This window comes from Asanoa sp. NPDC050611 (assembly GCF_040654855.1).
Lineage (GTDB): Bacteria > Actinomycetota > Actinomycetes > Mycobacteriales > Micromonosporaceae > Asanoa.
The window spans coordinates 1-13,405 of the sequence record NZ_JBFAIU010000206.1; the positions used below are offsets into that span (position 1 = coordinate 1).

Below are 13,405 nucleotides of genomic sequence, written 5' to 3' on the forward strand. Positions count from 1 at the left end.
TCCGGAAGCCGCAGGCCCGTCGTAGGCACAAGCCTCCGGAAGCCGCAGGCCCGTCGTAGGCACAAGCCTCCGGAAGCCGCAGGCCCGTCGTAGGCACAAGCCTCCGGAAGCCGCAGGCCCGTCGTAGGCGCAAGCCTCCGGAAGCCGCAGGCCCCTATGTGGCCAAACACCCTGCAGGCCGCACGCCCTCGCTGCTCAACTCATCGCAGTTGACGCCTATCGCGACCGACCGACCATTGCGGCCAGATGCTCGTCACGACCCAACGCGATCACGGCGCCGCACGCCCAGACCGGGCAGGCCGACCGCCCCTACTCCCACTCGATCGTGCCCGGGGGCTTGCTCGTGACGTCGAGGACCACGCGGTTCACTTCGGGGACCTCGTTCGTGATGCGGGTCGAGATGCGGGCGATCACGTCGTAAGGCAGCCGGGACCAGTCCGCCGTCATCGCGTCCTCGCTGGACACCGGGCGCAGCACCACCGGGTGGCCGTACGTGCGCCCGTCGCCCTGCACGCCCACGCTGCGGACGTCCGCCAGCAGGACCACCGGGAACTGCCACACGTCCCGATCCAGACCCGCCGCCGTCAGCTCGGCCCGGGCGATCTGGTCCGCCGCCCGCAGGACCTCCAGGCGGTCCCGGCTCACCGCGCCGATGATGCGGATCGCCAGGCCCGGACCCGGGAACGGGTGGCGCCAGACCATCGCGTCCGGCAGGCCCAGCGCCTTGCCCAGCGTGCGTACCTCGTCCTTGAAGAGCGTCCGCAGCGGCTCGACCAGCGCGAACTTCAAGTCGTCAGGCAGACCGCCCACGTTGTGGTGGGACTTGATGTTGGCCGTCCCGGTGCCGCCGCCCGACTCGACGACGTCCGGGTAGAGCGTGCCCTGCACCAGGAACTCGACGTCGCCCTCGGCGGCCACCTCGCGGGCCGCCTGCTCGAAGACGCGGATGAACTCGCGGCCGATGATCTTCCGCTTCTCTTCCGGGTCGGTCACGCCGTCGAGGGCCGCCAGGAAGCGGTCCGATGCGTCGACCACCTTCAGCTTCACGCCCGTGGCCGCGACGTAGTCCTCTTCGACCTGCTCCGCCTCGCCCGCCCGCAGGAGCCCATGGTCGACGAAGACGCAGGTGAGCTGGTCGCCCACCGCCTTGTGGACCAGCGCCGCCGCCACCGCGGAGTCGACGCCGCCCGAGAGGCCGCAGATGACCTCCTTGTCGCCGACCAGCGACCGGATCGCGGCGACCTGGTCGTCGATGATGTTGTCCGGCGTCCAACTCGGCTCGACGCCGGCGATGTCGTACAGGAACCGGGTCAGCATGTCCTGCCCGTGTGCCGTGTGCAGCACCTCCGGGTGGAACTGGGTGCCCGCGCGGCGCCCGATCAGGTCCTCGAAGACCGCCACCTCGGCGCCCGGCGTCGCGGCGGTGACCGTGAAGCCCGCCGGCGCCGCGGTCACGCTGTCGCCGTGGCTCATCCAGACCGGCAGCGACGCCGGCAGGTCGCGCAGCAGCACACCAGCCTCGGGCGCCACGGTGAGCACCGTGCCACCGAACTCGCGGCGGCCCGTGTGCGCGACCGTGCCGCCCAACGCCCGCGCCATCGCCTGGAAGCCGTAGCAGATGCCGAACACCGGGACACCGGTCTCGAACAGGTCCCGCTCGACCTGCGGGGCACCAACCTCGTAGACGCTCGACGGGCCGCCGGACAGGATGATCGCGACCGGGTTCTTGGCGAGCATGTCCGCGACGGGCATGGTGTGCGGCACGATCTCGGAGTAGACCTTCGCCTCCCGCACCCGGCGCGCGATGAGCTGTGCGTACTGCGCGCCGTAGTCGACGACGAGAACCGGGCGAGGCGTGGTCATGCGTCCGGAGTTTACCGACCGTGCCGGTCCACCCGGCGCTCCCTCACCCCTCTGGCGGGGGTACGGGGACGCAACTCACGTGCACGCCCACCACGGACCCCATCTAGCGCAGTGCCCCCGGCGCCGAAGGCGGCACAGCGGGCCGGTCGGGCCAGACCCGCGACACCGGCGCGTAGGCGGACCCCAGCGGCGGCCTCGGGTCAGCCGCACCCTTCGTCGGCCAGAACGACAGCGCCCGCTCCGCCAGCGCGGTGATCGTCAGGGACGGGTTGACCCCGAGGTTCGCCGGCACCGCCGCGCCGTCGACCACATGGAGCCCCGGATGCCCGTACACCCGTTGCCAGGGGTCGACCACCCCCGACTCGGGCGACGCGCCGATCGCGGCTCCGCCCAGGATGTGCGCGGTCAGCGGGATGTCGAACGCCTCGGTCAGCGACCCGCCCGGCACGCCGCCGATCTCCTCGGCCAGCAGCCGCGCGGCGGTGTTGCCGGCCGGGATCCAGGTCGGGTTCGGCGCGCCGTGCCCGGGCATGGTCACCAGCCGCCCCCGCCGCCACCCGAGCGTCAGCGAGTTGTCCAGCGACTGCATGACCAGCGCGATCACCGTCCGCCGGGACCAGTCCCGCACCGACAGCGCGCGCAGGTAGGTCAGCGGTCGCCCGGCCAGCGTCGCCAGCAGCCGCCGGACCCGGTGCGGCCCGCCGTCGACCAGCGCCGACTGCAGCAGACCCATCGCGTTGGAACCGCGCCCGTAGCGGACCGGTTCGATGTGCGTACGCGCGTCGGGGTGGAACGAGCTCGTGATCGCCGCGCCCGACGAGTAGTCCACCGCGGAGCGCCCCGGCACGGTCGCGCCGAGAATCGACTCGGAGTTGGTCCGCGTCAGCGCGCCGAGCCGCGACGACAGCCCCGGCAACGTGCCCGCGGCCCGCATGCGGTGCAGCAGCGACACCGTGCCCAGCGCGCCGGCGGCGAACACCACCTGGTCCGCCTCGACCACCGTGCGCCGGAAGCCGCCGGTCCGCACGGTCGTCACCGCGTAGCCGGCGGCGAGGGGACGCACCGCCACCGCGGTCGTCAGCGGCCGCACCTCGGCGCCCTGCCGCTCCGCGAGATAGAGATAGTTCTTCACCAGGCTGTTCTTCGCGCCGTGCCGACAGCCGGTCATGCACGCGCCGCAGTGCAGGCACCCGGTGCGGGCGGGCCCGACCCCACCGAAGTACGGATCGGGAACCGTCTCCCCCGGCCGCCCGAAGTGGATCCCGACCGGCGTCGGATGGAACGTCCCGCCGGCACCCATCCGGTCGGCGACGGCCCGCATCGCCTCGTCCGCCGCGGTCAGCCGTGGATAGGTGGCGACGCCCAACATCCGCTTCGCCTGGTCGTAGTGCGGTGCCAGCTCGGCCCGCCAGTCGGTGATCGCCGCCCACTGCGGATCGGCGTAGAACTCGGGCAAGGGCTCGTAGAGCGTGTTGGCGTAGACCAGCGAACCGCCGCCCACCCCGGCCCCGGACAGCACCAGGACCTTGTCGCCGAGCCGGCGCCGCCCGGCCGGGCGCAGCACGGACAGCCGCTGGATGCCGAAGCAGCGCAGCCGCGGCGCCCAGAGGAACCGGCGCAGCCGCCAGGAGGTCGGCGGCAGCTCGTCGTCGGCGAACCGCCGCCCGGCCTCCAGCACGAGCACCGAGTAGCCCTTCTCCACCAGGCGCAACGCGGCGACACTGCCCCCGAAACCGGAGCCGATGACGACCACGTCGTAACGCATGCCTCATCATTACCGGTCAGTAGCTATTGCGCCATCGTGAACTTCCGTCATCATTTCCGGCGTGACTGGCACGGGGAGCAACGAGCGCTCGATCTGGCAGCGGCTGGCCGGCGGCGGGCGCAAGCCCTCGGTCCTGATCGCGGCGGCGGTGGTCGCCGTACTGCTGCTCGGCGGTGCGGTGTGGGCGGCCACAGCGGCCACCGGCGGTGACGACGGACCGGCCCCGACGCAAGCGGCCGCACCGAGCCCGTCGGCGACCGAGCCGACCGGAAGCGCGCCGACGCCGTCGCCGACGGTCCAGCCCGGCGCTGACATCAAGGGGCCGCTCGACATCCTGCTGGTCGGCGTGGACACCCGGGTCTCGGTGCCGAGCTGGGAGCCGCACGCCGACGCCGTGCTGATCCTGCACGTCACGAAGAACCTCGACCGTGGCTACATCTTCTCGCTCCCCCGGGACCTGGTCGTCGACATCCCCGCGTTCAAGAAGTCCGGGTACGGCGGCGGCCGCACCAAGCTGACCCACGCGATGAGCTACGGCAGCAAGCGCGGCAAGGGGAAGCCGTCCGCCGAGCAGGGCTTCGAGCTGCTGCGCCAGACGGTCAGCCGCTACACGGGGATCAAGCAGTTCGACGCGGGCGCGATCCTCAACTTCGGCGGCTTCGAGAAGCTCGTGAACCAACTCGGCGGCGTCGACATGTACGTCGACCAGAAGGTGGTCTCCAAGCACCGGCAGCCCAACGGCAAGCTGCGCACACTGACCGGCGGCGACTACGTGGGCCCGCAGATGACCTACAACCCGGGCAAGCGGCACTTCGTCGGCTGGCAGGCGATCGACTACGCCCGGCAGCGGTACACGGCCGGCGGCGACTACACGCGCCAGCGCCACCAGCAGCAGCTGATCAAGGCGATCCTCGCGAAGGCGTTGGCCAAGGGCCTCCCGACCGACGTCGAAGGCATCGAGAAGCTGTTCAAGGCGCTCGGCGACTCCGTCGACGTGGTCGCGGGCAAGCGCACACCCATCGAGTACGGCTTCGCCCTGTCCACATTGCGCCCGGAGAACCTGACGCTGGTCTCGCTGCCGGGCGGTGGCATCGGCCGGGGCAGCGGCTACCAGGGCGAGCAGCTCACCTCGGTCGGCCGGGGCTTCATCACCCAGCTCAACGCCGGCAAGGCGGACGCCTACCTGCGCGCCCACCCCAGCCTGGTGGTCAAGCGCTAGCTGCCGGGCTTCGGCGGCGGGGTCTTCGAGGTCAGCCAGGCCATCAGGAAGTCCCGCAGCGGCTTGCCGGAGACCCGCTCGGCCAGCGCGATGAACTCGTCGGTGGTCGCGTTGGCGTTCCGCTTCGTGTTGGCCCACTCCTGCAGGATCTGGAAGAACGACTCGTCGCCGACCTCGAGCCGCAGCGCGTGCACGGTCAGCCCGCCGCGCACGTACACCGAGTTGCCGAACAAGCCGGACGTGCCCGGGTCGTACGTCGGATCGCCCCAGTTGACGGTCTGGTAGGCCTTGTCGAACGAGTCCTGCACCGGCACACCGGTGTCGTGCTCGGCCCACAGCCACTCGGCGTACGTCGCGAAGCCCTCGTTGAGCCAGATGTCCTTCCACGCCGCGACCGACACGCTGTCGCCGAACCACTGGTGGGCCAGCTCGTGCGCGACGACCCACTCGCTGCTCGAGGTGCCGAAGAAGGAGTTGCTGTATACCGGGCGGGACTGGGTCTCCAGCGCGTACCGGATCCGGTCGTCGACGACCACGACACCGCCATAGGCGTCGAAGGGGTACGGCCCGAACTGCGTGGCCAGGAAGTCGGCGACCTCGCCGGTGCGGGCCATCGCCTTGTCGGCGTTGGAGTCGCGGGGCAGCGTGTTGTCGACCGCGGTGACGAGCGGCTTGCCCTGGTGGGTGCCGGTGGTCACCCGGTAGTCGCCGATCACCACGGTGGACAGGTAGCTGGCCATCGGCGCCGACTCCCGCCACCGCCAGGTCGTCCAGCCGTCCTTCGCCGTCTTCGCGCCCGGCACGCCGTTGCTCACTACCGAGACGCCGGTCGGCACCGTCATCTCCAGCGCGAAGGTGGCCTTGTCGCGGGGGTGGTCGTTGACCGGGTACCAGCTGCTCGCCGACTCCGGCTGCCCGAGCGCGATCGCGCCGGTCTTCGTCGCGAGCCAGCCACCGGTGCCCAGCTCGGGGCTGGTGATCGGCTGCGGCACGCCGGCGTAGGTGACCACGGTCGTGAACGTGCCGCCGTCGCGTATCCCGGACGCGGGCGTCACGACCAGCTCGTTCTCCTCGCGCTTCCCGGTCGCGGCGGCACCGTCCACAGTGACCTCGGACACCTCGGGACCGCGGAAGTCGAGGTTGAACCGGGACAGGTTCTGGGTGGCGGTCGCGGTGATCTTGGCCGAGCCCTCGAGCCGGTCGCTGGCCGGGTCGTAGCGCAGCGTCAGCGCGTAGTCGGTGACGTCGTAGCCGCCGTTGCCGTACGTCGGGAAGTAGGGGTCGCCGATCCCGGCGGCACCGGGCGCGAAGCCCTCCCCGGCCTGGCCGGAGTCGGTGCAGGCGGCCGTGCCGCCGATGGTCAGGGCCACGAGGGCGGCGAGCGCCGATCGCCTGATCACCATTTCGAGAGCCTATTCTGCCGGGGTCACGGGTGCGTCTCGCGACGCGGACGACGGTGGGGTTGATCTTTCTGTGCCGAGAACCGCTGCACCACGATGAGCAGGAGCAGCGAAAGCAGGCCGAAGGTCCGGTCGACCAGCGTCAGCAGGATGGCCAGGACGAACACCGCGGTGGTGCCGACGGTCGGCAGCACCTGGTCCCGCAGCGACCGGTGGTCGTCGACGTGCCGCAGCCGCGGGTGCGTGGCGACGTACCACGCCTGCAGCAGCATCAGCGTGCCGATGCCGAGCAGCACCAGCAGGTAGAAGAGCGCCGCGCCGGAGTTCGTGTCGGCCTCGGAGAACAGCAGGGCGGTCGGGTACGGCAGGAAGACGATGAGCAGCAGCCAGAACGTGTTGATCGTGAGCAGTGTCTCGTCGAAGTCGGCGAGGTAGGACCACAGTCGACGGTGCGCGCCCCAGAACTGCGAGATGACCAGGAACGAGACCACGAAGCCGAGGATCTGCGGCGTGAACCGGTCGAGCTGGTGCACGATCGGCTCGTCCGGGTTGTCGGTGGCGATGTCGACCAGCGGCAACACGAGCAGGGTGAGCGCGATCGACATGACCGCGTCGCTGAACGACACGGCGCGGTCGAGGCTTCGACCGCGCCGCTCGCGTGTGTCGTCCGGCGTATCGGACATAAACCCCAGTATGGGGCTAACGGTCGATGACCAGGCCGACCTTCTGGAACTCCTTGAGGTCGCGGTAGCCGCACTTGGCCATCGCGCGCTTGAGGCCGCCGAACAGGTTGAGCTGGCCGTCGGGGTCGTCGGCCGGGCCGTAGAGCAGCTGCTCCAGGCTGCCCAGCGGCGGGCCGGCAACGCCGAACGCGCCGCGCGGCAGCTTCGGGTGGCTGGACACCGAGTGCCACCAGGCGCCGTTGGCCGGGGCCTCGCTGGCCTGCGTGAGCGGCTCGCCGAGCATCACGGCGTCGGCGCCGCAGCCCAGGGCCTTGGCGATGTCGCCGGAGGTCTGCACGTCGCCGTCGGCGATCAGGTGCACGTACCGGCCGCCGGTCTCGTCGAGGTAGTCGCGCCGTGCCGCGGCCGCGTCGGCGATCGCGGTGGCCATCGGCACCCGGATCCCGAGCACGGTGTCGGTCGTCGACCACTCGTCGGCGCCCACCCCGACGATCACGCCGGCGGCGCCGGTGCGCATCAGGTGCAGGGCGGTCTTGTAGTCGGTGCACCCGCCGACGATCACCGGCAGGTCGAGGTCGGCGATGAACTCCTTGAGGTTCAGCGGCTCGTCGGTCGTCGAGACGTGCTCGGCGGAGACCAGCGTGCCCTGGATGACCAGGAGGTCGACGCCCGCGTCGAGGATCACCGGGGCCAGTGCGAGCGTGTGCTGCGGCGAGACCCGGACGGCCACGGTGACGCCGCCCTCGCGGATCTCGCGGACCCGCTCGCCGATCAGCTCGGGCCGGATCGGCTCGGCGTAGACCTCCTGCAGGCGGCGCGTGGCCGGGGCGTCCTCGTCGAGCCCGGCCAGCTCCTCGAGGATCTTGCGCGGGTCCTCGTAGCGGGTCCACAGGCCCTCGACGTTGAGCACGCCGAGGCCGCCGAGCTGTCCGAGGGCCACGGCCGAGGCCGGGCTCATCGTGGCGTCGCTCGGGTGGCCGACGCAGGGGATCTTGAAGGGGTACGCGTCGAGCTGCCACGTCGTCGACACGTCGTCGACGTCGCGGGTGCGACGGCTCGGCACGATCGCGATGTCGTCGAGGTGATAGCCGCGCTGCGCGGTCTTCCCCAAGCCGATCTCGACCACGTCACGCACGGATGGAACTCCTTTACCGGGAGTGGTAGTTGGGGGCTTCGACCGTCATCTGGATGTCGTGCGGGTGGCTCTCCTTGAGGCCCGCCGCCGTGATCCGGATGAGCTGGCCGCGCTCGTGCATCTGCTCGATGTCGGCGGCGCCGACGTAGCCCATCGCGGCCCGGACGCCGCCGATGAGCTGGTGCGCCACGCGGTTGAGCGGGCCACGGTAGGGCACCTGGCCCTCGACGCCCTCGGGCACCAGCTTGTCCTCGCTGAGCACGTCGTCCTGGAAGTAGCGGTCCTTCGAGTAGGACCGGCCCTGGCCGCGCGACTGCATCGCGCCGAGCGAGCCCATCCCGCGGTACGCCTTGAACTGCTTGCCGTTCACGAAGATCAGCTCGCCGGGGCTCTCCTCGCAGCCGGCGAGCAGGCTGCCCAGCATCACCGAGTGGGCGCCGGCCACGATCGCCTTGGCGATGTCGCCCGAGTGCTGGATGCCGCCGTCGGCGATCACCGGCACGCCGGCCGGACGGGCCGCCCGGGTGGCCTCCATTATCGCGGTGATCTGCGGCACGCCCACGCCGGCGACGACCCGCGTGGTGCAGATGGCGCCCGGGCCGATGCCGACCTTGACCGCGTCGGCGCCGGCCTCGACGTGCGCCTTGGCGCCCGCGTACGTGGCGACGTTGCCGCCCACCACCTCGACCTGGGTCTCCCGCTTGAGCCGGGCCACCATCTCCAGCACGTTGCGGCTGTGCCCGTGCGAGCTGTCGACCATCAGCACGTCGACACCGGCGTCGATGAGCAGCCGGGCGCGCTTGTAGGCCTCGTCACCCACGCCGACCGCGGCCGCGACCCGGAGCCGGCCCGCGTCGTCCTTGGTGGCGTTGGGGAACTGCTCGCTCTTGGTGAAGTCCTTCACGGTGATCAGGCCGCGCAGCCGCCCGCTCTCGTCGAGCAGGGGCAGCTTCTCGACCTTGTGGGTGCGCAGCAGCGCGAGCGCCTCGTCCTTGGTCACCCCGACACCGGCCGTGACCAGCGGCATCCGGGTCATGACCTCGTGCACCGGGGTGTTGCCGTTGGTGACGAAGCGCATGTCGCGGTTGGTGACGATGCCCACCAGCTCGCCGCCGCTGTCGACCACCGGGACGCCGGAGATCCGGTAACGGCCGCAGAGCGCGTCGACGTCGCGGATGGTGTCGTCGGGGCTGCAGGTGACCGGGTTGGTGATCATGCCGGCCTCGGAGCGCTTGACCAGGTCGACCTGGAGCGCCTGGTCCTCCATCGACAGGTTGCGGTGCAGCACGCCGATGCCGCCGTTGCGGGCCATCGCGATCGCCATGCGGGCCTCGGTGACCGTGTCCATCGCGCTGGACATGAGCGGAATGCCGAGACGCACGTTGCGGGTGAGCAGGGTGCCGGTCGCCACCTGGCTCGGCACCACGTCGCTCTCACCGGGCTGGAGCAGGACGTCGTCAAAGGTCAGACCGAGCGGCACGGTCGCCGCGGGGCCGGCCCCCGGGTCTCCGAAGGTGCCGAACGGCAGGTCGTTGACGGGCGAGTTGTCCATGATTTGTCCCCTCAGCGGCGCGATACGTCATGCTACCCGCGCGGACGCGCGGACCGGCCGGCGCGCCCCGCTCCGGGCAGGCGCGATGGGCCGGAAAACGACTACGGTGGGAAGGGTGAACGACGAGCCCATCGATCCGTTCAAGGACGACCCCGGCGCGGGGCTCTCCGACGACGCGGGCGACGACGACCCGACCCTCGACCCGTTGACCGAGGTCGAGCGGCAGGACGTGCTCGAAGACCTCGCCGACCTCGAGGTTTACCAGGCGCTGCTCGGGCCGGTCGGGATCCGCGGGCTGGTCATCGAGTGTGAGGACTGCCACGAACCCCACTATTTCGACTGGGACCTGCTTCGCGGCAACCTGCGCCACCTGCTGACCTCCGGCCGGCCGCGGGTGCACGAGCCGGCCTACGACCCCGATCCCGACCACTATGTGACCTGGGAATACGCCAAGGGCTACGCCGACGGGGTGCACGACACCCTGGCGGACGAAGCTGACGATCCCGAGCCACCCGGCAGGGCGGGCAGCCCGGGATCTTGATCAGCACAGCCTGATCAGCACAGCGTGATCTCACCGCGTCCCGACCGGCCAAGGAGAGGGGTGTGCGGCCGGTCGGAGCGCGGATCAGGCCACGAGGCCTGACCTGAAGCCGGCGGCTACCGCATGAGCGCGGTCCCGCGCGCCCAGCTTCCGGAACAGCCTCCGGGCGTGGGTCTTGACGGTGTCTTCCGACACGAACAGCTCGCGCCCGATCTCGGCATTGCTCTTCCCGTCGGCCATGCCGCGGAGCACCTGGAGCTCCCGCTCGGTGAGCGCGGCGCGCCGGGTGACCGGCTCCTCGCGTCCGTAGCGGTTGACCGGGTCCGCCTGAGGCCCGAAGTAGCGGCCCTCCTCGGCGTTGTCGCGGACGTCGATGCCGGGACCCGCGTCACCGCGCTGCACCGGGACGACGGCGGACGTCGACTCGGCGAGGCCGATCTGTGGATGCCCGACGCCGACGCCGGCCTGCATCCGCATCGGCCCGGCGTTGCGCGCGGCCGCGGCGCCGGCGAGCCCGCCGACCGCGGCCGGCACGCGGCCGGCGACGCAGAGCAGCAGGACGGCCTTGGCCACGACGCTGACCAGGTCCTGGTCGCCGCCTTGGATCAGGGCGCGGGCTCCGGCGTTGACGGCGGCGGCCGCGATCCGCGGGTCCTCGGACCCGAAGAGCACGATCGTCGCCCCCGGTGACCGCCCCAGCACGCGCTGGGTGAACCCGACGGTGTCCGGTCTGGTCACGGCTGTGTCCGCGAGCACCACGTCGGCGGGGCGCTCGGCAAGACGGAGCAATACCTCGGGCTCGGATACCGCTGTTCGTACGGCGCCGGCTACTCCCAGCCGGGCCGCGGCCGCATTGACGTTCTGCGCGGCCTGCGATGTCCGAACGCAAACGAGGACAGTACGCACGGTGGTCCTCCTCTCCTCATAGAAGAGGACCACGGAGCGCTGAGATCATTACGGCGTTTCAGCGGAAAGAACAGGAAAGTTCCGGACAGTTCGCCACGCCGGTGCGGTAGGTGCGTGCAACGAATCGATCAGGCACGTGTGAGGTGACACCGCCCGGGGTAGTTACCGCCCTAGTCCAGATCGGCGCGGAGGCGCGCGCGGAAGGAGGGGTGCCGATGTCCAACGTACGCAGGCTGCCCGGGCCCATCGACGAGCGTTGGGATTGGCAGCGGCTCGGCGCCTGCCGAGGCCGTGACAGTGCCCAGTTCTTCCATCCCGACGGTGAGCGGGGCTCGTCCCGCAACCGCCGTGAGATGAAGGCCAAGATGGTGTGCGGCACCTGCCCGGTGCGAGCCGAGTGCGCGGCGCACGCGCTCTCGGTGCGAGAGCCCTACGGCGTGTGGGGCGGTTTCAGTGAGTCCGAGCGGCTCCGGCTGCTGGCCACCGGCTGGGAGGACCTGGCCGACCGGCGGCAGACGAGGGTCGACGTCGAGCGGCTCGAGGCACGCCTCGGTCGCCCGCACAAGTCAGCGGTCCCAGCCGCGGTCCGGCACTCCCCCGCGCCGGCCCAGCGGCGCGCGAGCTGACTCCATTCTTTCCGGTCCGGGACCCGACGGGGTCCCGGACCCGCTTTTACCCAACAGCCACGGACACCGTGTGGTAGCCCGTCGCGCCGTCGGGCACCACGTCGGCCGGCTGGCTCGTCTGGGTCTCGCCCGTCTTGTCGGTCGCGCGTACGCGAAGCTGGTGATCGCCCGTCGTGGCCTCCCAGTTCCAGGACCACTGCACCCAGGTGTCGTCGGAGACGGCGCGGGCGAGGCGGGCCTCCTGCCAGGCCTCGTTGTCGACCTGCACCTCGACCTTCGCGATGCCCCGATGCTGTGCCCAGGCGACCCCGGCGACGGTGACCGGCCCCGCCCGGAGGTCACCGCGACCGCGCGGGGTGTCGATCCTGGACTGTGTCTTGATCGGCCCCTGAGGCGACCAGCCCCGCGGCACCCAGTAGGCGTCGTAGTCGGCGAAGCTCGTCAGCTCCAGCTCGACGACCCACTTCGTGGCTGACACGTACCCGTAGAGACCTGGCACCACCACGCGGACCGGGAAGCCGTGCTCGATCGGCAGCGGCGCGCCGTTCATGCCGACGGCCAGCATGGCGTCGCGGCCGTCGCGCAGCACCGACGTCGGCGTGCCGCAGGTCCAGCCGTCCGCCGAGCGCCCGACCACCTGGTCCGCGCCGTCCAGCGGCTGCGCCTCGTCCAACAGCGGTTTCAGGGGTACGCCGAGCCAGCGCGCGTTGCCGATCAGGTCCCCGCCGACCTCGTTGGAGACGCAGGCCAGGGTCACGTAACGCTCGATCATCGGCCGGGCGAGCAGCTCGTCGAAGGTCAGCCGGATCTCCTTGCGCACCCGGCCGTGGATCCGCAGCGTCCACTCGGCCGGGTCGACCTGCGGCACGACGAGTGCGGTGTCGATCCGGTAGAAATCGTCGTTCGGGGTCACGTACGCGGACAGGTCGGCCAGCCGCAGGTCGGAGCCGGGCGGCGGCTCGGGTGCCGGGGTCGCCGGCGCCGGCAGCCGCACCTCGGACCGGGCCGCGGAGACGCTGCGGCGGGTCGACAGCCAGCGCCCGGCGAAACCGAGGGCGGCCGCACCGGCGATGAACAGCAGGCCGCTGCGCAGGAACCGGCGGCGGCCGGCGAGCGCCTCGTCCTCCTGCTCCACGGACGGCGCCACGATCTCGGTCGCCGCGGCCGGTGCGAGCGGGCCCACCACCAGCAGCCAGAGCGTGGCGCCGGCGGCGGCCGCCCCGAGCAGCGAGGGAAACGCGGCCCCGACACCCGCGTCCGGGCGGGTCAGGGCGGCGGCGACGCCGACCGCGGCGAACAGCCCGATGCCCGCGAAGCCGACGGCGAGCCGGCGCACGGAGAGCGCGCCGATCACCGCGGCGAAGACACCGAGCAGCACCGCGGTGCCGATCAGCAGGGCGGTCTTGTCGTGCACGCCGAACAGGGTGATGGCGAACTGCTTGAGGGACTCGGGTACGTGGTCGACGACCACGCCGCCGACGGCGACCAGGGGCGCGCTGCGCGACCCGGTCACCACCGCGACCACCTCGGCCAGGCCGAGCGCGACGGCGGCGGCCGCGACCCCGGCCAGCGCGCCGAACTTCCACGACTTGCGTGTCACGGCAGCAAGTGTGCTCCAAAAAGAACCGCGCGACTTCCTGATCGGTGACAGCACACCGACCCGGGAGCCGACCGGCACCCTGGTCGACGCGTGGGGCAAGCAGTCACCGCGGCTC

Annotated in this window: 11 protein-coding genes; 3 read left to right on the forward strand and 8 right to left on the reverse strand. The window is 71.5% G+C overall.

The window, feature by feature from the left end:
* Positions 1-309 precede the first annotated feature (309 nt).
* A complete protein-coding gene (gene guaA, locus AB0H87_RS27005; protein WP_360151282.1) occupies positions 310-1,863 on the reverse strand; it encodes a glutamine-hydrolyzing GMP synthase in 1,554 nt (517 codons plus the stop codon).
* Between the two features lie 103 nt (positions 1,864-1,966).
* A complete protein-coding gene (locus AB0H87_RS27010; protein WP_360151285.1) occupies positions 1,967-3,628 on the reverse strand; it encodes a GMC family oxidoreductase in 1,662 nt (553 codons plus the stop codon).
* 61 nt (positions 3,629-3,689) lie between these two features.
* On the opposite strand from AB0H87_RS27010, the gene AB0H87_RS27015 reads away from it, so the two are divergent.
* The gene (locus tag AB0H87_RS27015; protein ID WP_360151288.1) at positions 3,690-4,847 is read left to right on the forward strand and encodes an LCP family protein; all 1,158 of its coding nucleotides are present in this window, start codon (positions 3,690-3,692) and stop codon (positions 4,845-4,847) included.
* Here AB0H87_RS27015 and AB0H87_RS27020 read toward each other — a convergent pair.
* Genes AB0H87_RS27020 through guaB form a run of 4 tightly spaced genes read right to left on the reverse strand, consistent with a single transcriptional unit; the run spans position 4,844 to position 9,617 of the window.
* Positions 4,844-6,250, reverse strand: coding sequence for a M1 family metallopeptidase (locus tag AB0H87_RS27020; RefSeq protein ID WP_360151291.1), 1,407 nt, complete (start codon positions 6,248-6,250; stop codon positions 4,844-4,846). The genes AB0H87_RS27015 and AB0H87_RS27020 overlap by 4 nt on opposite strands.
* 23 nt (positions 6,251-6,273) lie before the next feature.
* Positions 6,274-6,930: a TMEM175 family protein gene (locus AB0H87_RS27025; RefSeq protein WP_360151294.1), complete on the reverse strand. Its 657-nt coding sequence runs from the start codon at positions 6,928-6,930 to the stop codon at positions 6,274-6,276.
* Positions 6,931-6,946: 16 nt separating this feature from the next.
* Positions 6,947-8,065: a GuaB3 family IMP dehydrogenase-related protein gene (locus tag AB0H87_RS27030; RefSeq protein ID WP_360151297.1), complete on the reverse strand. Its 1,119-nt coding sequence runs from the start codon at positions 8,063-8,065 to the stop codon at positions 6,947-6,949.
* A 13-nt stretch (positions 8,066-8,078) separates the two neighbouring features.
* Positions 8,079-9,617, reverse strand: a complete 1,539-nt coding sequence (gene guaB, locus AB0H87_RS27035) for an IMP dehydrogenase (protein WP_360151300.1) — start codon at positions 9,615-9,617, stop codon at positions 8,079-8,081.
* Between the two features lie 115 nt (positions 9,618-9,732).
* On the opposite strand from guaB, the gene AB0H87_RS27040 reads away from it, so the two are divergent.
* Positions 9,733-10,158 (forward strand): DUF5319 domain-containing protein, encoded by a 426-nt coding sequence (locus AB0H87_RS27040; protein WP_360151303.1) that lies wholly within the window; start codon positions 9,733-9,735, stop codon positions 10,156-10,158.
* 84 nt (positions 10,159-10,242) lie between these two features.
* Here AB0H87_RS27040 and AB0H87_RS27045 read toward each other — a convergent pair whose 3' ends face one another.
* Positions 10,243-11,064, reverse strand: a complete 822-nt coding sequence (locus AB0H87_RS27045; protein ID WP_360151306.1) for a helix-turn-helix transcriptional regulator — start codon at positions 11,062-11,064, stop codon at positions 10,243-10,245.
* Positions 11,065-11,279: 215 nt separating this feature from the next.
* Here AB0H87_RS27045 and AB0H87_RS27050 point away from each other — a divergent pair, with 215 nt between their 5' ends.
* Positions 11,280-11,690 (forward strand): WhiB family transcriptional regulator, encoded by a 411-nt coding sequence (locus AB0H87_RS27050; RefSeq protein ID WP_360151309.1) that lies wholly within the window; start codon positions 11,280-11,282, stop codon positions 11,688-11,690.
* Between the two features lie 46 nt (positions 11,691-11,736).
* On the opposite strand, the gene AB0H87_RS27055 is transcribed toward AB0H87_RS27050, so the two are convergent.
* Positions 11,737-13,290 (reverse strand): molybdopterin-dependent oxidoreductase, encoded by a 1,554-nt coding sequence (locus AB0H87_RS27055; protein ID WP_360151312.1) that lies wholly within the window; start codon positions 13,288-13,290, stop codon positions 11,737-11,739.
* Between the last annotated feature and the right edge of the window lie 115 nt (positions 13,291-13,405).

What these genes read in the sequence shown, in the direction of transcription:
- AB0H87_RS27010 (WP_360151285.1), bottom strand. Translation starts at nt 3,628, where the DNA reads ATGCGTTACGACGTGGTCGTCATCGGCTCCGGTTTCGGGGGCAGTGTC.
- guaB (WP_360151300.1), bottom strand. Translation starts at nt 9,617, where the DNA reads ATGGACAACTCGCCCGTCAACGACCTGCCGTTCGGCACCTTCGGAGAC.
- AB0H87_RS27050 (WP_360151309.1), top strand. Translation starts at nt 11,280, where the DNA reads ATGTCCAACGTACGCAGGCTGCCCGGGCCCATCGACGAGCGTTGGGAT.
- AB0H87_RS27025 (WP_360151294.1), bottom strand. Translation starts at nt 6,930, where the DNA reads ATGTCCGATACGCCGGACGACACACGCGAGCGGCGCGGTCGAAGCCTC.
- guaA (WP_360151282.1), bottom strand. Translation starts at nt 1,863, where the DNA reads ATGACCACGCCTCGCCCGGTTCTCGTCGTCGACTACGGCGCGCAGTAC.
- AB0H87_RS27020 (WP_360151291.1), bottom strand. Translation starts at nt 6,250, where the DNA reads ATGGTGATCAGGCGATCGGCGCTCGCCGCCCTCGTGGCCCTGACCATC.